This is a genomic window from Streptomyces sp. NPDC048258 (genome assembly GCF_043201995.1).
GTDB lineage: Bacteria > Actinomycetota > Actinomycetes > Streptomycetales > Streptomycetaceae > Streptomyces.
In genome coordinates, this window is the sequence record NZ_JBICZH010000001.1 from 698,878 (window position 1) to 717,833 (window position 18,956).

Below are 18,956 nucleotides of genomic sequence, written 5' to 3' on the forward strand. Positions count from 1 at the left end.
GACGCCGGATCAGCGCGGTCCGGGCGCCCCGCTCGGAACGAGCGCGCCCAGCCGCCCGACGAGCTCCCCGAAGGGCCCGTCGGCGGGCTCATGGGCCAGGATCCGTACGAGGATTCCCGCCATCTCCGCGTCGTACGCCGCGCTCACGGCGGCCAGCGCGGCGAAGTCGTGCACCAGCTGCAACTCCAGCTCGGCCCGCGGGATCTTCCGCCCGTCCAGCCAGATCAGCGCGGTGGACTCGGCGAGCGACACCCAGGACCGCACCACGAGTTCCAGCCGGGCCGGCGGGTCGTCGACGCCGATGCCCAGGTGCGCGAGGATCTGCTCGTACGCCGCCTGCCGCACCTCGTCGATCATGGCGTTGGTCTGGCTGCTCCCCACCGCCGGGCCGCCGCGCATCAACGCGGAGAAGCCCGGGCCGTGTTCGTCGACGAACGAGAAGAACCGCCCCATCACCCGCAGCAGCCGGGCCCCGAGCGGCCCCTCCTGGGGCTCCACGAACCGCAGCGCCAGCTCATCGGCCGCCCGCCGCAGCGCGGCCTCGTACAGACTGAGCTTGCCCGGAAAGTAGTGGTAGACGAGCGGCCGCGATATCCCCGCGGCCGCCGCGATCTCGTCGATCGACACATCGTCGGGCGACCGGTGGCTGAACAGCTCCAGGGCAACCCCGATCAACTGCTGCCGCCGCTCCTCGACACCCATCCTGCGCCGCACCCCGGTTGTCATGCGGACACCCTACTTCGGACAGGTCAGAGGTCCAGGGTGAGGTGGTCGCCCTTCGCGCGGGAGACGCACAGGAGCATCGAGTCCTCGCGTTCCCGGTCCGTGAGGAGGTCGTCGCGGTGGTCCACCTCGCCCGACAGGACGCGGTGTTGGCAGGTGCCGCAGAAGCCCTGTCCGCAGGAGTACGGGGTGTTGGGGAGGGCGCGGCGGACCGCCGCCAGGGTGGTTTCCGTCGGGCCGACCTCCAGGGTGCGGCCCGAGCGGTGGAGTTCGACCGTGAAGGCCTTGGCCGGGCCGGGGGCCGCCGGAGTGAAGCGTTCCAGGTGGACCGGGGTGCCGGACGGGACCGCGGCCTCCACGGCCCGCATCAGGGGGTCCGGGCCGCAGCAGTAGACCGGCGTGCCCGGCCGGGTCGTCGAGAGCGGGGACAGGTCCGGCAGGCCCGTCTCGTCCTGGGGGAGGATCGTGACCCGGTCGCCGTAGGGCGAGAGTTCGGGGAGGAAGGGCATCGACGCCCGCGAGCGGCCCCCGTACAGGAGGGTCCAGTCGGCGCCCGCCGCCGTGGCCGCCCGGAGCATCGGCAGGATCGGGGTGATGCCGATGCCGCCCGCGACGAAGACGTACGAGGACGCCGGGACCAGCTCGAAGCGGTTGCGCGGCGGCCGCAGTTCCAGCTCGGCGCCCTCGACCAGCTGCGCGTGCGCCTCACGGGAGCCGCCCCGGCCGTCCTGGACCAGCCGGATCGCGATCCTGTACGTACCGCCGTCCGCCGGATCGCCGCACAGGGAGTACTGGCGGACCAGACCCGACGGCAGCGTGACGTCCACGTGCGCGCCCGGGGTCCACGCCGGGAGCTCGGGGGATTGCAGGGTCAGCTGCAGCACGCCCTCCGCCGGTTCCGTTCGGGAGACGATCAGCGCGCGCAGCGGGCGGCGCGGGGAGTAGCCGGAGACCGGGGTCTCCAGGGCCGGCAGGGGCCAGAGCGGGGACTTCCCGATGCGGCCGTGAAGGGCCCGCTTCGCCGCCCAGGCCACCCCCGCGGCCCCCGCGACCGCCGTGACCTTCAGTGCGCGCCTCATGCCTTCGCACCGCCGTTCGCGCCGGGGGAGGAGGCCAGATAGGCCACCGCCTGGGCCGTGGAGCCCTCCTGCGAGGGGTGGTACGTCCGGGAGAGGTACTTCGGTATGGACTTCAGCATCGCGCCCGTGGACGGGAGCACGCCCTGCTGCCCGGCCCGGAAGAACTGCCCGAAGGAGGCCTTGCCGTACACCAGGTGCGGGTCGTTCTCCATGAAGAAGCGGACCCCGCGCTGCCACAGGAAGACCAGCGCCGAGAAGCCGGTCGCCCAGGTCCGCGCCCGGCGCCGGTAGGAGCCGTCCACGTGCATGAAGAGGTCGAAGGCCACCGAGCGGTGCTCGACCTCCTCCGCGCCGTGCCAGCGCAGCAGATCCAGCATGGTGGGGTCGGCGCCCCGCCGGTCCAACTCGTCGGCGTTCAGCACCCAGTCGCCCAGGAACGCCGTGTAGTGCTCGATCGCCGCGATCATCGCGACCCGCTCCATCAGCCACCAGTGCCTGGCCCGGCCCGGCGGCAGGGTCCGGTCGCCGAGCAGCTTCTCGAAGAGCCAGTCCACCTGCGCCGTGTACGGGGTCGGGTCCAGCCCGAGCCGCTTCAGGTGGGGGAGCACGTCGTCGTGCGCGGCGGCGTGCATGGCCTCCTGGCCGATGAAGCCGACGACGTCCGCGCGCAGCCGCTCGTCCTCGATGTACGGGAGCACCTGCTTGTAGACGTGCACGAACCACCGCTCACCCGCGGGGAGCAGCAGGTGCAGCACATTGATCATGTGCCCGGTGAACGGGTCGCCGGGCAGCCAGTGGAGCGGGGTGTCCTCCCAGCCGAAGGACACGTTCCGGGGCCTCAGGTCTATGTGTTCCGACGCCACAGGGGCGGGCGCGAGCGGCCTATTAGACATGGCGTCAATGTACTGATGGGTACAGGCCAGGAAAACCCCTCTGCGGCCACTTCCTCGCGCAGGTCCGTACGCAGGTTCCGCACGCAGCCTCCTACCGCAGGACCCCCGCCTTCGTCCCGTCCGTCAGCTTGCCCGACAGGTCCACCTGCGCCCCCGCCGGCGCCTTGACCGCCAGCCGGTTCCCGTTCGCGGCCCCGCTCACCCCGCCGCCGGACACCGACAGCGAGGCGAACTGCGCACTGCCCGCCGCGAGTACGTACCACTGGCCCGCGCGCGACTTCCACAGCACGCCCGCCAGCACCCGCGGCTCCCGCGGACCGCACGCCGGCGACCCCTCCGACCTGGCCGCCTGCGCCGCGAGCGGGGCGCCCGGCGCCAGGAACTGCGCCTGCACCCGGTCCGCCGTGCCCCGCCAGGTCTCGGCCCGCGTGCACAGCCAGGCCGCCGTTCCGTCGCCCTCGGGCAGCGGCTGCTTGGCGTACGTCCAGGCGTTGACCGTACGGACCCCGTGCGAGCGCACCGCGGGCAGCAGGCAGGCGATCCGCGACCAGTCCCCGAGCTCCGCGGCCTCCGTCACATCGCGCTCGGCACCCGGCGCGCCCGAGGTGAGCCGGGCCGGGGTCAGTTCGCCTAGGTCGGTGATCAGCCGGGTGGCGCCGTCGCCCGTCAGGGCCAGGGCGTTCCAGCTGGTGCAACTGCCCGCCGGAGCAGGGCTCGGCACCGGCGGAGTGACCCCGTCCGGGGTCGGCTTCAGCGGCGTGGGGGCCCCGCCCGGCTTGAGCAGGTCCCGCAGGGCCGCGCCGGTGACCCAGGGCGCGGTGAGGTAGCGGACGTTGCCGTCGACCCGGCTGAGCACGAGGGCGGTCGCGGTGTCCGCCGAGGCGCCGTCGGTCCGGGCGAAGTCGAGGGCGGCGACGGTGGTCCCGGCGCGCGGTTCGGCGTACCGGACCACGCGCAGGCCGTCGTAGAGGAGGACCACGACGGCCTGGTCGACGGCGCCCGCGAACAGCAGCTGCGCCGGTCCCATCGGCGGCCCGGCGGGGGTGCCCGGGGTGGCCGAGACGACCACGGAGGAGCCCGGCCGGGCCCAGACGGCCAGCGCCCGGCGCAGCAGTTCGGCGTCGTCGGCGCGGTCGCCGCGGGCGGGCCAGGTGGAGAAGTCCGTACGGGAGGACGTACGCCAGAGCGCGGGCGCGGCCCGGACCAGCTTCCCGGGATCCAGGGCCTGTTCGGCCGCGGCGTTACGGGCGTACAGCGGGGCGGCGGCCCCGTCCGCGCCCCAGCCCCCGCCGGGCAGCGCGAGCAGCGCCCCGCAGACGGCGAGGGCCGCCCCGGCGGCGAGGGCGGCCCGCGCGAGCCGGCGCCGCCGCAGCAGGTCGGTGGGCCGGGCCTGGAGCACGCACGGGTCGAACTCGGGGGAGGCGAACAGGGAGTCGTTCGCCGGGTCCCCCGACTCCGCGACCGCGGCGGCCGGATCGGCGACCCCGGCCTCGTCGAGCACCCGGAGCACGTCCGGCTCGGACAGCCGCTCCAGGGCCCGCAGGACGCAGGCGGCGCGGCCGGGCCCGCCGAGGGTGGCCAGCCACTGGTCGAGCGCGAGCTCCTCGGCCCCGCCGGAGCGCGGGAACAGCCGCAGCCCCCACACCTGCGGCAGCGCGGGCGGCAGCTGCGCGCGCCGGGGCAGGGCGCGGAAGGTCAGCGGGATCCCGGCCTCCAGGGCGGCGCGCAGCACGCGCAGCCGGACGTACGCGTACCCGGTGTCACCCTCGCCGCCGCGCTGGCCCGGGACCCCGCCCCGCACGGCCGCTGCCGCGTCCCGCCGCCCGCGCGGCAGCGCCCGCTGGACCAGGGAGTGGGCGGTGAGCACCCGCCGGTTGCGGCCGAGGGCGGGCGGCAGCACCAGGTAGGCGAGCCGCACCAGCCGCGGGTAGTGCTCGACGATGGCGGCCTCGGCCTGCTCGACATCGGGAGACAGGGGGCGGGTGGCGGTATCCGGCGCAGTCACATTCAGCAGAACGAGGGAATCGTCGGATGGTCACCCGTCAACAGCGCACCCGTTCGGGTCAAAAACGAGAGCCGCGGCAAGACACCCCCGCAAGACACCCCCTACGCCAGCAGGTGGCCGCGCAGCGCCTCGACCGTCTCGTCGGAGACGCCGAGCCCCTCGCGCACGTACTTCTCCATGGAGCCGTAGCGCGTCTCGACCTCGGCCAGCGCGGCCTCCAGGTAGGAGGGGAAGACGCCGATCAGCGCGAGCGCTATGTCCGGGTCGCCGCCGGCCGCCGTGAAGCCCTCGATCATCGGGGCGAAGGCCTGCTTGACCGCCGGATTCACCGACAGGTACTCGGCCATCAGGGTCTCGTCGTCGGCGCCGAGCAGCGACAGGATGACCGTCGCGCCCCAGCCCGTGCGGTCCTTGCCGGCCGTGCAGTGGAAGAGCAGCGGGCCCGCGCCGGGGTCGGCGGCCTCGGTGAGCAGCATCCGGTACGCGGCCTGCGCGGAGGTGGAGTGCACGAAGGACCGGTAGACATCGCCGAACAGGGCCTGTGCCTTGCCGCCGCCCAGGTGCTCCTCGGCGACGACGGGGTCGGTCAGCAGGTCCTTGAGCTGGGCCGCGGCGGGCGTCCGGCCCGAGTTCATTTTGTCCGCCAGGACATCGCCGACCAGGAGCCGGGCGCCGGCCGGCACCCGGTCGGGGTGGGCGGTGCGCTCGATCTCGGTACGGAAGTCGATGACGGTACGCAGGCCCAGCGCGGCCACCGTCGGGTCGGCGTCGAGGTCGAGCCGGTCGAGCTGGCCGGAGCGCAGGACCAGGCCGGGACGGACGGTGCGGCCGCCGGAGAGCGGGGTGCCGCCGAGGTCGCGGAGGTTGGCGACGGTGGTGGCGGGAGTGGCGGTCATCGTGGCTGCTCCAGCAGTTCGTACTGTTCGGTGATTCATATAATTTTGTGATGTTTTGGGCCGGAAAGACAATCGACGGCCAGCGAGACCCCGATCCCGATTCCGAGCGCCGCCAGGTGTCCGGCGTCCGTGAAGGTCCGGCCGCGCTTGAGCACGGGCACGGCGGCGAGCGCCAGCAGCCCTGCCCGCGCGGCCGTGCGGACCGCCCCGCGCGGCAGGGCCGAGGTCAGGGCGCCGAGCACGGCGTTGAACCCGTAGCTGGTCCCCACGTCCAGGGCGCGCCGGGTCCGCGGATCGGTTGTCCTGCGCAGGGCGCCGTACACGAGGAGGGTCGCGGTGGCGTGCCCGAACAGGAACACCGCGGCCGTCCACCAGGCGCCGTACGCGTACTCGGCGTATCCGAGGACCGCGACCAGCAGCAGCGCGTAGGGCAGGGGCATGGGCTCCTCGACGACCAGCGCGCTGGTCAGCAGCGTCTCCCAGCGCCCGGCGGAGAGATTGTCGACATTCGTCGAGCAGTCCAGGAGCAGCCGCTCCCGTTCCTTCGGCCCGATCCGTTCCAGGGCGTACGCCCCGAGCTGGACCCCGCCGGCGTACGCCGCTCCCAGTGGAATCGCATTCACCCGCCCATGATCGGATACGGCCCTCTGGCGGACATCACCGGGCCCCGTGGGAACATGTTCCGGCCATGTCACAACACCCCGCGCCGATGCGCGCCACGCGGGCCGCGATGTTCGCGGCGGTGTGTACCGCTTTGGGTGCGGTGGGGCATTCGTACATGTCCGGTACCGACCTTCCCCTGACGGGCCTTCTGGGCGCCTTCGGGGTGACCGGCGGGCTGGCCTGGCTCGCCGCCGGGCGGCGCCGGGGGCCGGTGGGGATCGCCGCGGCGGTGCTCGCCGTACAAGCGGTGCTGCACCTCGTCTTCTCCGGGAGCCGGACGGCGACGGCCGAACCCGCGTCGATGCCCGGCCGTCACGGCATGGACATGGGCATGGACATGAGCGCCATGGACATGGGCGCGACGGCCGCCGGAACATCGGGCGGCGTGGCGGGCATGGCGGACACGGCGGCGATGACGGGCATGGCCGGGCACGGCGGGGCCGGCATGATCGCCGCGCACGTGCTCGCCGGGCTGTTCTGCGCCGCCTGGCTGGCCCGGGGCGAGGCCGCCGTCTTCCGGCTGGCCCGGACCGTGGGGGCCGCCGCGCTGCACGTGGCCCGGCCGCTCTCCCGCGTGCTCGCCCTGCTCCGGGCACGGGTGGCGCCGCCGACGGCCCCGCCCGCCGTCCGCCCTCCGTACGTGCGGCCGCGCCGCCTGCGCGGAGCCGTGCACGCCCATGCCGTGGTGCGGCGCGGGCCGCCCGCGGGCGGAGCCTTCCGCACCACGGCCCCCGGCCGTCCTGCCCGCGCCTGAACCGGCGCACCCTCTTCGGCGAGGGGCGAGACCTGGGGCCGCCTCCCCATGTCTTCGCCAACACCTAGGACCATCATGTCCCTTGACGAGGTTCAGGACGTCCGGACCCCGGACGCCGACCCCACCGACCCCACCGACATATCCAAGCGCCGCGGCGGCGGCTGGGCGGCCCTGCGCCCCCTGCTCCTGCGCATGCACTTCTACGCGGGCCTGCTCATCGCCCCGCTGCTGTTCCTCGCCGCCGCCACCGGGCTGCTGTACGCCGGCTCCTGGCAGGCCGAGAAGATCGTCTACTCCGACGAGCTGACCGTCTCCCGGGTCGGCGAGAGCGCCCTGCCGCTCAGCGCCCAGGTCGCGGCGGCCAAGGGCGCCGCGCCCCAGGGCGAGATCGTGTCCGTGTGGCCCGCGCCCGAGGCCGACGCCACCACCCGCGTGATCATGGAGAGCGAGGGGCTCCCGGAGGGCGAGACCCTCACCGTGTTCGTCGACCCGTATACGGCCGATGTGCGCGGGCAGCTCACCACCTCCGGCGACGCGCTGCCGCTGCGGGCCTGGCTGAGCGAGTTCCACGCCAGCCTCCAGCTCGGCGACTTCGGCCGGAACTACAGCGAACTCGCCGCGAGCTGGCTGTGGGTGGTCGCCCTCGGCGGGCTCGCCCTGTGGATCGGCCGCCGCCGCAAGCGGAAGGCCGTGGGGGCACCTCCCAGCGGTAGCTGGGGGATGGTTCTCCCCGTCCGCGGGGCCAAGGGCCGCCGCCGGACCCTGTCCTGGCACGGTGTGATCGGCCTCTGGTCCGTCGCCGGGCTCGTCGTGCTCTCCGCCACCGGCCTGACCTGGTCGAAGTACGCCGGCGAGAACATCGGGCAGCTCCAGGACAGCCTCGGCGGGGCCACCCCCGCGGTCTCCGCGAAGCTGAAGCCGGGCGCGGACTCCGCCGCAGGTGACGAGCACGCGGGCCACACCATGGGCCCCGGTGAGGAGATGCCGCCGCCGGCTCCGACCGCAGACATCGGCATCGACCGGGCCGTCGAGGCCGCCCGGGCCGCCGGGGTCACCGAGTACCTCCAGGTGACGCTCCCGGCCAAGGGCAAGGGCTACGTGGTCAAGGAGAAGGACAAGCAGGTGCCGGTGCACCTCGACGCCGTCTCGATCGACCCCGCCGACGGCCGGGTCATGGACGAACTGCGCTTCGCCGACTACCCGCTGCTCGCCAAGATGACCCGATTCGGCATCGACCTGCACATGGGCCAGACCTTCGGGCTCGTCAACCAGCTCGCGCTGGCCGCGCTCGCCGTCGCGCTGATGTTCCTCGTCTTCTGGGGCTACCGGATGTGGTGGCTGCGCCGCCCGACGAAGGACCGCACGCTCTCCGTCGGCCGCGCCCAGCCGCGCGGCGCCTGGCGCAAGCTGCCGGTGACGGTGCTGCTGCCGCTGGCCGCGGTGACCGCCGTGGTCGGCTGGTTCGTCCCGATGCTCGGGATCAGCCTGGTGGCGTTCCTGGCGGTCGACGTGCTGCTCGGCTTCGTGGCCCGCCGCCGCGCGAAGGCGGCGCAACCGGCCTAGAAGGCCCAGGAAACCGACGGGCCCGCACTCCCGAGGGGAGTGCGGGCCCGTCGTGTGCGGTCGACCGGCCGGTCAGGGCGCGTACTTGTAGCCCACCCGGCGCACCGTCTGGATCGCGCCGCGGTGGGCCGCGCCCAGCTTGCGGCGCAGGCGGGCGATGTGGACGTCGACGGTTCGGCCGTCGCCGACGTGGCCGTAGCCCCAGACCGTGGTCACCAGCTGGTCCCGGCTGTGCACCCGGTGCGGGTGCTTCACCAGGTGGGCCAGGAGCTCGAACTCCAGGTAGGTCAGGTCGAGCACCTGTCCGTCGACCTCGGCGGTGCGCTGCGCCGAGTCGATGCGGACCAGGGCGTCGCCCGTGGCGGCCGCGGGCTCGGGGGCGTACGGCGCCGCCGGAGCGGCGACGGCCTGGGGGGCGAAGGCGACGGGCGGCTGCTGGTCGGCCGGTACCAGGACCAGGTAGCCGACCATCGGCGGCTGTCCGGGGACCGTCGGGAGCGTGTGCTGGGGGGCGGGCAGCCAGGTGGCGCCGGGCGGCAGCAGGTCCACCACTCGGGCCACCTCGTCCCGGTCCACGGCACGCAGCCGGTGGCGCGGACTGGGCGGATAGGTCAGGGAAGCGGTCGCGGCGGAGGCGGCGGAGGCGGAAGTGAGGGAGCGGGTGTTCGCCATGAGTGGTCAGCTCTTTCACGCGGAGTGGTCGGCAGGAGACGTACGTACGTCGTCGATGTCGTACCGCGCAGACCGAAGGCCTCGGGGAAGGTCGGGTGGGAGATCCCGGAGGCTTTAGAGGGCCGGCGCGTTCTTCGCGCGGCAACACTCCCGGTCGAAATCATGATCCTGACGGGACGGCCAGAACGGCTCGAGGTCGCTGCGACCTGACGAGGTGTGCGAATGGCTGGCCATGGGTCCCATTCAAACAGACGGACGCGCCCCGGGGCAGGCCCCGTCTCACGTCATGGATCAACATCTCATATTCCGGGACCACATCCCCATCAATCCCGGACAAACCGGCAACTGCTCCGCGAGCGCCCGCCACTGACGACGCCCGCCGGGCCTGTGAGGCGCGGCGGGCGTCGTCGGGTGTTCGGGGTGGGGCGGCGTGCTGTGGGTCCTCAGACCAGGCCGTCCTTCTCCAGGCCGGTGCAGCAGGTGTCCGTGATGAGGCGGGTCACCACGTACGGGTCCACGTTCGCGTTCGGGCGGCGGTCCTCGATGTAACCCTTGCCGTCCTTCTCCACCTGCCACGGGATGCGCACCGACGCGCCGCGGTCCGAGACGCCGTAGCTGAACTCGTTCCACGGGGCGGTCTCGTGCAGACCCGTCAGACGCTCGTCGATGCCGGCGCCGTAGTTCTTCACGTGGTCCATCGGCTTGCTGCCGTCGCCCAGCGCCTCGCACGCGGAGATGATCGCGCGGTAGTCCTCGCGCATCGCCTTCGTGGAGAAGTTGGTGTGCGCGCCCGCGCCGTTCCAGTCGCCCTTCACCGGCTTCGGGTTCAGCGTCGCCGACACGTTGAAGTCCTCGGCGGTGCGGTAGAGCAGCCAGCGCGCGATCCACAGCTGGTCGGAGACCTCCAGCGGGCCCACGGGGCCGACCTGGAACTCCCACTGGCCGGGCATGACCTCGGCGTTGATGCCGGAGATGCTCAGGCCCGCCGCGAGGCAGTGGTCCAGGTGCTTCTCGACGATGTCGCGGCCGAAGATCTCGTCCGAGCCGACACCGCAGTAGTAGCCGCCCTGTGCCGCCGGGAAGCCGTTGACCGGGAAGCCGAGCGGGCGGCTGCCGTCGAAGAAGGTGTACTCCTGCTCGATGCCGAAGATCGGCTCCTGAGCGGCGAACTTCTCGGCGACGGGACGCAGCAGCGCGCGGGTGTTCGACTCGTGCGGGGTCATGTCGATGTTCAGGACCTCGCACAGCACGAGGACGTTGTCCCCGCCGCGGATCGGGTCCGGGCAGGAGAACACCGGGTTGAGCACGCGGTCGGAGGCGTGGCCCTCGGCCTGGTTCGTGCTCGATCCGTCGAAGCCCCAGATCGGCAGCGCGTCGCCGTCGGCCAGGATCTTCGTCTTGGAGCGAAGCTTCGCCGTCGGCTCGGTGCCGTCGATCCAGATGTACTCAGCCTTGTAGCTCACGGGCCCCATCCTCAGACTCTGCGGGTGCTGCTGGTCGCTGCTTCATCGCTGCGGTGATGACCGCAGCGTGCCCGCCCGCGATTTCCCTTCCGTTGCCCGTGTGTGAACCCCGTGTTACCGAGGTTTGCACCGCAGGTCGGGTGGGTTGTGCGGGTAGGCAGCGGGTTGACGACGGCACACCCGTCCGAGTGGGGCACACTGGTCCGGTGAGCATTTTGTCTGATGTGAACCCTTCCGGAAACCCCGACCGAGACCGCGCCGCAGACCCCGCCGAGAGCGCCGCCGATCGGGCCGTCGCAGGCCCACGGCCCCGGGTCGGACTTCTGGGCACCGGCCCCTGGGCGCACCGCACCCACGCCCCCGCGCTCGCCGCGCACACCGGCTCGGAGTTCGCCGGAGTGTGGGGCCGCCGGCCCGAAGCCGCGGCCGAGCTGGCCGACGCGTTCGGCGTGAAGGTGTACGAAGACCCCGACGCACTGTTCGCCGACTGTGACGCCGTGGCCTTCGCCCTGCCGCCGGACGTCCAGGCCCCGCTCGCCGTGCGCGCGGCCGCCGCCGGCTGTCACCTGCTGCTCGACAAACCCGTCGCGACGACGGCCCGGGACGCCCGGGCCGTCGCCGACGCGGCCGCGCGGCACGGGGTCGCCTCCGTCGTCTTCCTCACCCTCCGCTTCGCCGAGCCCACCGCGGGCTGGGTCGTGGAACAGGCCGCCCGCCCGGGCTGGTTCACCGCGTCCGCCCACTGGCTCGGCGCCGTCTTCCCGCCCGACGGCACGCCCAGCGCGTACGCCGCGTCGCCCTGGCGCAAGGCCAAGGGCGGGCTGTGGGACGTCGGCCCGCACGCGCTCTCCGTACTGATCCCGATCCTCGGCGAGGTCACCGCCGTCAGCGCCACCCGGGGTCCCTCCGACGTGGTCCAGCTGGCCCTGCGCCACGCCTCCGGCGCTGCCAGCACCGCCGTGCTCAGCCTGGGCGCGCCGCGCGCGGCCGCAGGGGTGGGGCTGGAGCTGCGCGGCGCCGAGGGCGTCCATGCGCTGCCCGGCTGGAGCGATGTCCCCGGCGCCTACGGGCGGGCCCTCGACGCCCTGCTCACCGCGGCCCGGACGGGCGTGCCGGATCCGCGCGGAGCGGAGTTCGGCGCCCGGCTGACGGAGATCCTGGCGGAGGCGGAGGCGCAGCTCCCTACTTGATGAGGGCGTTGGCGACGATGATGGCCAGGCCGATCGCGGCGTCGGCCAGGCCGATGAACAGCGCGGAGGTCAGCCGGTAGCCGACCCGGACCGCCACGATCGCGCCCCAGGCGAACAGCAGGGCGGCGTTCAGGCCGAGTCCTACGGCGGTCACGCCGTAGGACTCCCAGCCCGTGAGCCCCGCGAGGACCAGCAGCAGCACGGTGGGCAGAGTGGCCGCGATCATCGGCCACTCGTGCCACAGCGCCCGGGCCAGCACCCGCCACCGGTGGCCGACGGAGCCCTGCTGATGCGTGGTCATGTGGTGCGAGTAGCCGTGCGCGAGCCCGGCCGTCGCCGCCGTGACGAGCACCCAGCTGGCGTCGTAGTACGGGGTGTAGTCCCCGCCCTTCCGGTCCAGCGCGGCCAGCAGCCCACTGGCCAGCACCGTCCCGTACACGCCGCCGAACATCCAGTCGGCCCCCCGCCGCGGCGGGGGGAACGGGGTCCCGACGGGGCTTGCCTGCGGCTGCTGCTGCTCGTTCACGCCGGGTCCTTTGATGCGGTACGTACCGATTTGCTGCTGGGCTCACCCTACGAGGTCACGGGTGAGGGCGAGATGAGTGGCGGGGAGGTCATGTGCGCGGCTCCGGCGTGAAGACGGCGTGGGCGGCCGTCAGGAAGCGGCGGACGGTGTCCCGTTCCGCGGGGTCGAAGGAGTCCAGCACCTGGAGCAGTCCGTCGATGAGCGGGCCGAAGAACTCCCGGCCCAGGCGGATCGCCTCCGGCTCCACGCGCAGCAGGATCCGGCGGCGGTCGCGGTCGTCGCGGACCCGCGCCACGTGGCCCAGCCGTTCCAGCCGGTCGATCACGGCGGTGGTGCCCGCCGAGTTGAGGCCGAGCCGGGCGCCGAGGAGTCCCGCCGTGGCCGGCTCGCCGGCGCGGGCCGCGTCCAGCAGGCAGATCAGGGCCCGTACGTCGGTGGGATGCATGGCGTTGCGGGCGGCGAACTCCGCCTGGCGCAGGCCGAATTCGACGGTCACCGCGCGGAGCAGGTGCACCAGGTGCAGGTTGTCGGGTTCCCGGTTGTCGTCCACGTCGCCTCCGGCCTAAAGTCTCTCGTTGAGCGAGATTATCGCCCAGCGAGGCATTGGAGCCAGCCATGTCCCGGACGTCTTCCTTCCGCGCCGCTTCCTTCCGCACCGCCTACGACGAGGTGCTCGGCCGGTGGCCCGGGCCGGCCGAGGCCGTCGAACTGCCCACCCCGTACGGGGTCACCCGCGTCAACAGCTGCGGTCCGGCCGGCGCCCCGCCGCTGGTGCTGCTGCCCGGCGGCGGAGCCACCTCCACGGTGTGGGGAGCCTGCGCCGCGGCCGGGCTCGCGCGCACCCACCGGATGCACGCCGTGGACCTGGTCGGGGACCCGGGCCTCAGCGTGCCGGCGCCGGGGCGGGCGATACGGGCCGCCGAGGACCTCGTCGGCTGGCTCGACGCGGTCCTCGATGGGCTGGGCGCCCCGGGTCCCGTCGGTCTCGGCGGACACTCGTACGGGGCCTGGATCGCCGCCCACTACGCGGCCGCCGACGCCGCCCGGCGCTCCCCCCGGCTCGGCCGCCTCGTACTTCTCGACCCCACCCAGGTCTTCGCCGGCCTCCGCCCCGGCTACGTGCTGCGCGCGCTGCCCATGCTGGTACGGCCCACCCCGCGGCGGATCCGCTCGTTCCTCGCCTGGGAGACCGGCGGGGCCCCGCTCGACCCGGCCTGGCTCCGGCTCCAGGACGAGACCGCCGCCTTCCCCGCAGTCCGGCCGGTGACCGGGCCGCGCCCGGACCCGACCGGGCTCGGGGAGCTGCCGGTCCACATCCTGTTCGCCGGCCGCGCCCGCTGCCACGACGCCGCCCGCGCGGCCCGGGCCGCGCGCGGCGTGCTCCCGGGCGCGCGCGTCGACGTACTGCCCGGGGTCTCGCACCACGCGCTGCCGCTGACGGCGGCGCCGGAGGTCGCCCGCCTGTTCGATGCCTAGGCGGTGTCCGGCCCGCCGCCCGGGTGTAGCCGGCGCACCCAGCGCGCCATCACGGCGGCGACCGTCATCGCATGTATTTTCCTGACATGTCCGCCAGCCCCGCCATCGCGGCCACTCCTGTCACGAACCAGCCGCGTCTGCTCTACGACGCCTGTCCGCTCTGCTCCGCCGCCGAGATCTCCACGCTGAGGACCGGCGACTGCTCGGGCCATCCGCTGTACAAGCCGGTGGTCGGGCCGACCATGGTCTGGATGCGCTGCGCCGCGTGCGGACACGTCTTCACCGACGGCTACTTCACGGACGAGGTGTCGGCGGAGATCTTCTCCTCGACCAACCCGAACCAGCAGCCGGGCGCGGGGTTCGAGCAGAACCGCTACCTCTCGGCGCGCATCGTGGAGCGCGTCGCGCGCTACGTCGCGGACGGCTGCTGGCTCGACGTCGGCTTCGGCAACGGCTCGCTGCTGTTCACGGCGGAGGAGTGGGGCTTCGAGCCGCACGGCCTCGATCTGCGGCCTTCGACCGCCCAGGGACTGCGCCGACTCGGCATCGAGGCGCACTGCGCCGACCTCACGACGCTCGACGCGCCCGGCCGGTACTCCGTGATCAGCCTGGCCGATGTGCTGGAGCACATGCCGTATCCCGGCGAGGGCCTGGTCGCCGCGCACCGGTTGCTGCGGGAGGACGGCGTGATCTTCGCGTCGATGCCCAACTACGATTGCGCGGTCTGGCGGCTGCTGGACGCTGCCGAGGCCAACCCCTACTGGGGAGAGCTGGAGCACTTCCACAACTTCAGCCGCAGGCGCCTCTACGAGCTGCTGGACGAGCACGGCTTCGAACCCCTGCACTACGCGGTCAGCGAGCGCTACCGCGCGTGCATGGAGGTCATCGCGCGCCGCGTCTAATCTTCCGCCGGTCGACCCGCGACGGGCCGGTGTCGGCTCCCCCTTTTTCGCCCGGATGCGGATCCGTCCACACACGCCCTGGACCAGCCGAGCTCACCGACGGCGTTCAGTTCAGCGAGCAGGATCCGGTGCAGCTGGTCGAAGACCCCGGCCTGCTGCCACCGCTCCAGGCGTCGCCAGATGCCCGGAGCCTCAGCTCAAGCGGCAGGAGTTGCGGTTCGATCAATGCCCACAACGCGCGTCCACTCCACGATCCAAGGCCGAGTGCTCACGCCATCACGAACGGCCGAATCGTCACACCTGTCACGGCTGGCCAGGAGACTTCAACAAGGTTGTGTTACGAGCTCTTAGGTAGGTGTAACTCCCTTTCTGGCGGGATCGTCCAACCTCGACGAGCGACTATGCCGAGCGCGCCGCCAACCCCAAATCCAGTGTCCCACCAAGGCCAGCGCAACAGCGACTGCGATAAAGCGAATCGAGGTCCAAGTTACTACGGTGACAGGACTTTGATCGTCCGCCTCGTTAGTCAATCTCATAGAGGTCTCAATAAAGGCCACGAGAGGAACGATCAGTCGGAACAGAAGGCCGTAGATGTCTGATGTTCGAGCTACGTTGCCGAAGAATCCTAGAGGCCCTCCAATAATGAAAGCGGCCAGCCCCCAAAAAAGCACCCCAGAAGAATTATCGCTACTAACAACCTCGGCGCCGTCCATTCCGGCTGGGAGGGTTGGACTGATGCTCTTGGTGAGGTAGTAAGTCAATACGCCAACGGTCAATCCGAGGGACGCCAGCACCGTTGACTCAATTTTTGATCGACGGAAATAACCCACTAGGAATGCAAAGCAAGCCCACGACCATCCGCCGGAAAATGCGAGCCCGAGGGCGACGCAGGCGGGATTGTCCCATTTGTTGGCAATTGGGCCAGCTAGTCCCAGCAGTAGCCCCACTGCAAGAGGCGCCACGACTGGTACGAGGCGAGTGTGCGGAATGCGCACGTTTTCCCTTCCCTGCTCCGTGGGCAAGCCCGAGGTGGCGATGGTTCCACTATGGGGCTGCGCGGTTGTCCGCACAGCCCCATAGAGTGACAAGCCAACCTGCCTCATGCGCTGTGGAGTTACCTGTGATGTGGGGTTCATGGGTGTCTGAGCCAGTCCCACCCCGTCAGGTTCGGCCCCGCAGCCTACTGGATGGCGTAGTAGGTGTAGCAGGTGTAGCCGGCTCCCGCCGTATACCAGGCGTTGGCGACCTGCCCAGGGTCCACCCAGCCACTGGTGTCAATAACACCTGCGAGCTTCACCGAGGACCTGTGCGTCTTGGTTCCGTGAAGATAGTTCGAGAAGCAGCGCTTGCCGGCGGTGACGAGTTCATAGCCCTGGCACCACCTTCCGCCACTGACATTGTCAAGGCAGGTGTACCCTCGGGTGCCGAAGGAGCCCGCTGAGGTGGGTACCTTGATCGCGGCTACACCCCATTCAGAGGGATTGCCCAATTCGGCGGGCGGCTTGGTGCCGTCACCGCGCTTATGAAGCGTGACCTGGCCGACCTTCGCTCCATCAGCGGTGATGATAGCGCCGTTCGCAGTAACGATTGCAGCGTGAGAGTCGTCTGCAGCGGCCGGCGTGGCCAAGCTGCACATCGCGATTGCGGCACTCGCGAAGCCGACGGCTATCAATCTACCAATTTTCCTCATGAGATCCCCCTCCGCAACTCCCCCGTGAAAGTTGCATGGCGATCATCATTGGCTTGTTGGCGGAAGTCAAACAGCTTTGATGGACTGTCTGGATCTAGATGCACCGCTTCTACAAGGCCCCTGGCGGGCATCCCGGCAGGGCACGTGTGCGGTGTCTTGTTCCGGATGGTGCGGACCATTCTGGCTGGGCTGACCTCATGGCGGGCGGGCACGCGGCACTGTGGTAGCTGCGATCTGAAAACGGCTCTGACCTGCGGATGTGACTGGGTTCCACAATGAGAGCCCCGGCCTGGACGCGGCGACCCAGCCGTAGGCGCTGGCCCTCCCGCCCCACCCGACCCAGGGGCGTCACCGCGGCCGCCAGCTGGGAGGCATCCGCCCGCGCAAGGGCTCAGTAGGAGCGCATCACCACGGCGATCGTCGAGCACGACCAGCAGGCCCACAGCTGGCCGTTGGCCTGACCCGGGAGCCCGCCGGCCGCTGCATCGGCATGACCGGCGGCACCCCCGGAGACCGGGCAGCATAGCGCCGGCCGCCGGGGCGCCCCAGGCGTCACAGCAGCCCCGAATTTGGCAAGAAACGCACTCTGTTGCCCCGAGCGGGGCTATCGACCTCGGGGGAAATTCCGGGTGGGTAGTCGGCCGTGACATAAGAAGGGCCGTGCGGGTTGGGTGAGTTGTGAAGCCGACCTGGGCCCGCACGGCCTGCTCCCATCCTGCCCTGTCCGGGGTCTCCTGCGCACACTTCGGCGAGTTGTTCGCCGAGCTCGCCGGTCCGTGGGAGGCCGCACGGCAGTCCGCACTCCAGGCGGCACGCGGTGGTCCACGCCGGCGGGCGGCCGGGGCCGGACGCAAGCCGAAGCTGGTCTTCTTCGACCGGCTGCTGATCACCCTGGTGAACCTGCGCTACCAGCTGCCGCACGAGGTGCTCGGCAAGCTCTTCGAGGTGGATCGCTCCACCGTCTCCGAGGCCGTCCGGCAGGTCCGGCGGCTGCTCGCGGCCCGTGGCTTCGCCGTGCCCGACCGTCCCGGAGTGCGGCTGAAGACGCTGGAGCATGTCTTCGCCTACGCCGAGGCGGAGGACGTTGAGCTGCGGCTCGACGGTGCCGAGACCCAGGTCCGCCGCCCGCAGGCCGACCGCCCCGGGCGCCGGGCGTTCGTCTCCGGCAATCGCAAGCAGAACACCATCAAGTCGACCACGTTCAGCGACGGCCAGGGCCGGATGCTGCTGGCCGGTGTGGTCCGGCCCGGCCGTATGCACGACCAGACCGCCGTGCGGACCGAGGGCATCGCCGAGCAGTTCCGCCTCAGGCCGTGGGTGAAGGCCAAGGTCGACTCCGGGTACGCAGGGTTGGCCAAGGAGTTCCCCGGCCGGGTCACCGCCCCGCCGAAGAAGCCCAAGGACGAGGCGTGCGACGGCGAAAAGCGGGCCTGGCGCGAGGCGCGGCGGCGTCAGTCCTCGGCCCGGATCTGCGTCGAGCACACCAACGCCGAGCTACGGCAGTGGGCACCCCTGCGGCGCTTCACCGGACGACGCGAGACCTACGCCGAGACCCACCTGGCGATCGCCGGTCTGGTCTCCGATCGCGCCGCCCGGCGGCCCACCCGCCGCCAGACGAGCACCGAACTCGTCCTCGCCCGCGGCACCGCTTGCTGATCACCCACCAGCCGAACCGCCAGGCCAGCACGCCCAGACCTCAATTTCCCCCGAGGTCGCAAGCCGTGCGGGACAGTGCCTCGCGGACGGCGTCCTCGGAGCGGGCGACCACGGCCGTGCCGTCCTCGGCGGTGATGATCGGGCGCTGGATCAGCTTCGGGTGCGCGGCCAGGTGGGCGATCCAGCGGCCCCGCGCCGCGTCGGTCTCCTCGCGCGGGAGGTCCCGTACGCCCGTCTCCCGGGCCAGCGGGTCCGAGGTGCGCGTGATGTCCCACGGCTCCAGGCCGAGGCGGCCGAGCACCTCACGGATCTCGTCCTCGGAGGGCACGTCCTCCAGGTACCGGCGCACGGTGTAGTCGGCCCCCTCCGCGTCCAGCAGGGTCAGCGCGCTGCGGCACTTGGAACAGGCGGGGTTGATCCAGATCTCCATGGCCCCCAGCCTATCCAGAGCCTGCCCGGCCAGGGCTTTTGTCAGTGGTCCCCAGTAAAATCGAGGGAGAACGACAGGACGCCAACTACCGTTTGGGAGGCTGTAGATGGCCACTGCCACCACCATCCAGCACGTCAAGAAGAAGCCGCTGCCGGCGGGGCTTCCCCGCGAGTGGTACGAGAGCCACAACCGCCGGCTGAAGGCGATGCGGCTGGCGATATCCCTGCTCGACTCGGGGACGTATGACGCACGGCGCGCCACCAACCGGAAGATCCGGACGATGGCCGTCCGGACGGGGATCCACCGGCCGTCCAATGTCACCTGCAAGATGGTGCGCGCGTTCATCGTCAGCGCGAGCTGACCTCGCCGAGCGGG

20 protein-coding genes are annotated in these 18,956 nt (G+C 71.9%); 7 read left to right on the forward strand and 13 right to left on the reverse strand.

Annotated elements, in window-relative coordinates:
* Positions 1–9: 9 nt before the first annotated feature.
* The 6 genes from ACGFYQ_RS03265 to ACGFYQ_RS03290 form a co-directional block, all read right to left on the reverse strand.
* Positions 10–726, reverse strand: a complete 717-nt coding sequence (locus tag ACGFYQ_RS03265) for a TetR/AcrR family transcriptional regulator (RefSeq protein WP_393739354.1) — start codon at positions 724–726, stop codon at positions 10–12.
* Between the two features lie 23 nt (positions 727–749).
* Positions 750–1,802 carry a PDR/VanB family oxidoreductase gene (locus ACGFYQ_RS03270; protein WP_393739356.1) on the reverse strand — a complete coding sequence of 351 codons (1,053 nt, stop codon included), beginning with the start codon at positions 1,800–1,802 and terminating at the stop codon, positions 750–752.
* The gene (locus ACGFYQ_RS03275) at positions 1,799–2,695 is read right to left on the reverse strand and encodes a metal-dependent hydrolase (RefSeq protein WP_393739358.1); all 897 of its coding nucleotides are present in this window, start codon (positions 2,693–2,695) and stop codon (positions 1,799–1,801) included. The genes ACGFYQ_RS03270 and ACGFYQ_RS03275 overlap by 4 nt, the downstream gene beginning before the upstream one ends.
* Positions 2,696–2,786: 91 nt before the next feature.
* Entirely contained in the window at positions 2,787–4,709 is a 1,923-nt protein-coding gene (locus tag ACGFYQ_RS03280) for a hypothetical protein (RefSeq protein WP_393739727.1), read from the reverse strand.
* A gap of 92 nt (positions 4,710–4,801) precedes the next feature.
* Positions 4,802–5,596 (reverse strand): tyrosine-protein phosphatase, encoded by a 795-nt coding sequence (locus ACGFYQ_RS03285; RefSeq protein WP_393739360.1) that lies wholly within the window; start codon positions 5,594–5,596, stop codon positions 4,802–4,804.
* Positions 5,597–5,631: 35 nt separating this feature from the next.
* Positions 5,632–6,219 carry a rhomboid-like protein gene (locus ACGFYQ_RS03290; RefSeq protein WP_393739362.1) on the reverse strand — a complete coding sequence of 196 codons (588 nt, stop codon included), beginning with the start codon at positions 6,217–6,219 and terminating at the stop codon, positions 5,632–5,634.
* Between the two features lie 65 nt (positions 6,220–6,284).
* Between ACGFYQ_RS03290 and ACGFYQ_RS03295 the strand changes: the two genes are divergently transcribed.
* Both ACGFYQ_RS03295 and ACGFYQ_RS03300 read left to right on the forward strand, forming a co-directional pair.
* A complete protein-coding gene (locus ACGFYQ_RS03295) occupies positions 6,285–7,013 on the forward strand; it encodes a hypothetical protein (protein ID WP_393739364.1) in 729 nt (242 codons plus the stop codon).
* Positions 7,014–7,088: 75 nt separating this feature from the next.
* A complete protein-coding gene (locus ACGFYQ_RS03300) occupies positions 7,089–8,576 on the forward strand; it encodes a PepSY-associated TM helix domain-containing protein (RefSeq protein ID WP_393739366.1) in 1,488 nt (495 codons plus the stop codon).
* Between the two features lie 72 nt (positions 8,577–8,648).
* On the opposite strand, the gene ACGFYQ_RS03305 is transcribed toward ACGFYQ_RS03300, so the two are convergent.
* Complete coding sequence (locus ACGFYQ_RS03305) at positions 8,649–9,248, reverse strand: winged helix-turn-helix domain-containing protein (RefSeq protein WP_393739368.1); 600 nt, start codon at positions 9,246–9,248, stop codon at positions 8,649–8,651.
* 443 nt (positions 9,249–9,691) lie between these two features.
* Positions 9,692–10,711, reverse strand: a complete 1,020-nt coding sequence (gene glnII, locus ACGFYQ_RS03310; RefSeq protein WP_393739370.1) for a glutamine synthetase — start codon at positions 10,709–10,711, stop codon at positions 9,692–9,694.
* 323 nt (positions 10,712–11,034) lie between these two features.
* Here glnII and ACGFYQ_RS03315 point away from each other — a divergent pair, with 323 nt between their 5' ends.
* On the forward strand, positions 11,035–11,901 hold the full coding sequence (locus ACGFYQ_RS03315) for a Gfo/Idh/MocA family protein (RefSeq protein ID WP_393739729.1): 867 nt from the start codon (positions 11,035–11,037) through the stop codon (positions 11,899–11,901).
* Here the strand turns inward: ACGFYQ_RS03315 and ACGFYQ_RS03320 are convergent.
* Both ACGFYQ_RS03320 and ACGFYQ_RS03325 read right to left on the reverse strand, forming a co-directional pair.
* Complete coding sequence (locus ACGFYQ_RS03320; protein ID WP_393739372.1) at positions 11,894–12,427, reverse strand: hypothetical protein; 534 nt, start codon at positions 12,425–12,427, stop codon at positions 11,894–11,896. The two genes, ACGFYQ_RS03315 and ACGFYQ_RS03320, sit on opposite strands and share 8 nt — an antisense overlap.
* An 88-nt stretch (positions 12,428–12,515) precedes the next feature.
* Positions 12,516–12,977 carry a MarR family transcriptional regulator gene (locus ACGFYQ_RS03325; RefSeq protein ID WP_393739374.1) on the reverse strand — a complete coding sequence of 154 codons (462 nt, stop codon included), beginning with the start codon at positions 12,975–12,977 and terminating at the stop codon, positions 12,516–12,518.
* A 65-nt stretch (positions 12,978–13,042) separates the two neighbouring features.
* Here ACGFYQ_RS03325 and ACGFYQ_RS03330 point away from each other — a divergent pair, with 65 nt between their 5' ends.
* Together ACGFYQ_RS03330 and ACGFYQ_RS03335 are read left to right on the forward strand one after the other, a co-directional pair.
* Positions 13,043–13,903 (forward strand): alpha/beta fold hydrolase, encoded by an 861-nt coding sequence (locus tag ACGFYQ_RS03330; protein WP_393739376.1) that lies wholly within the window; start codon positions 13,043–13,045, stop codon positions 13,901–13,903.
* 86 nt (positions 13,904–13,989) lie between these two features.
* Positions 13,990–14,805 carry a class I SAM-dependent methyltransferase gene (locus ACGFYQ_RS03335; RefSeq protein WP_393739378.1) on the forward strand — a complete coding sequence of 272 codons (816 nt, stop codon included), beginning with the start codon at positions 13,990–13,992 and terminating at the stop codon, positions 14,803–14,805.
* A gap of 347 nt (positions 14,806–15,152) precedes the next feature.
* On the opposite strand, the gene ACGFYQ_RS03340 is transcribed toward ACGFYQ_RS03335, so the two are convergent.
* A complete protein-coding gene (locus ACGFYQ_RS03340; protein WP_393739731.1) occupies positions 15,153–15,941 on the reverse strand; it encodes a DUF6518 family protein in 789 nt (262 codons plus the stop codon).
* A gap of 44 nt (positions 15,942–15,985) precedes the next feature.
* On the reverse strand, positions 15,986–16,495 hold the full coding sequence (locus tag ACGFYQ_RS03345) for a lactococcin 972 family bacteriocin (RefSeq protein ID WP_393739380.1): 510 nt from the start codon (positions 16,493–16,495) through the stop codon (positions 15,986–15,988).
* Positions 16,496–17,173: 678 nt separating this feature from the next.
* Here ACGFYQ_RS03345 and ACGFYQ_RS03350 point away from each other — a divergent pair.
* Complete coding sequence (locus tag ACGFYQ_RS03350; RefSeq protein ID WP_393739382.1) at positions 17,174–18,151, forward strand: transposase family protein; 978 nt, start codon at positions 17,174–17,176, stop codon at positions 18,149–18,151.
* 40 nt (positions 18,152–18,191) lie between these two features.
* Here ACGFYQ_RS03350 and ACGFYQ_RS03355 read toward each other — a convergent pair whose 3' ends face one another.
* Positions 18,192–18,581: an ArsC/Spx/MgsR family protein gene (locus tag ACGFYQ_RS03355; RefSeq protein ID WP_393739384.1), complete on the reverse strand. Its 390-nt coding sequence runs from the start codon at positions 18,579–18,581 to the stop codon at positions 18,192–18,194.
* A gap of 106 nt (positions 18,582–18,687) precedes the next feature.
* Between ACGFYQ_RS03355 and ACGFYQ_RS03360 the strand changes: the two genes are divergently transcribed.
* On the forward strand, positions 18,688–18,942 hold the full coding sequence (locus tag ACGFYQ_RS03360; RefSeq protein WP_393739385.1) for a hypothetical protein: 255 nt from the start codon (positions 18,688–18,690) through the stop codon (positions 18,940–18,942).
* Positions 18,943–18,956 lie beyond the last annotated feature (14 nt).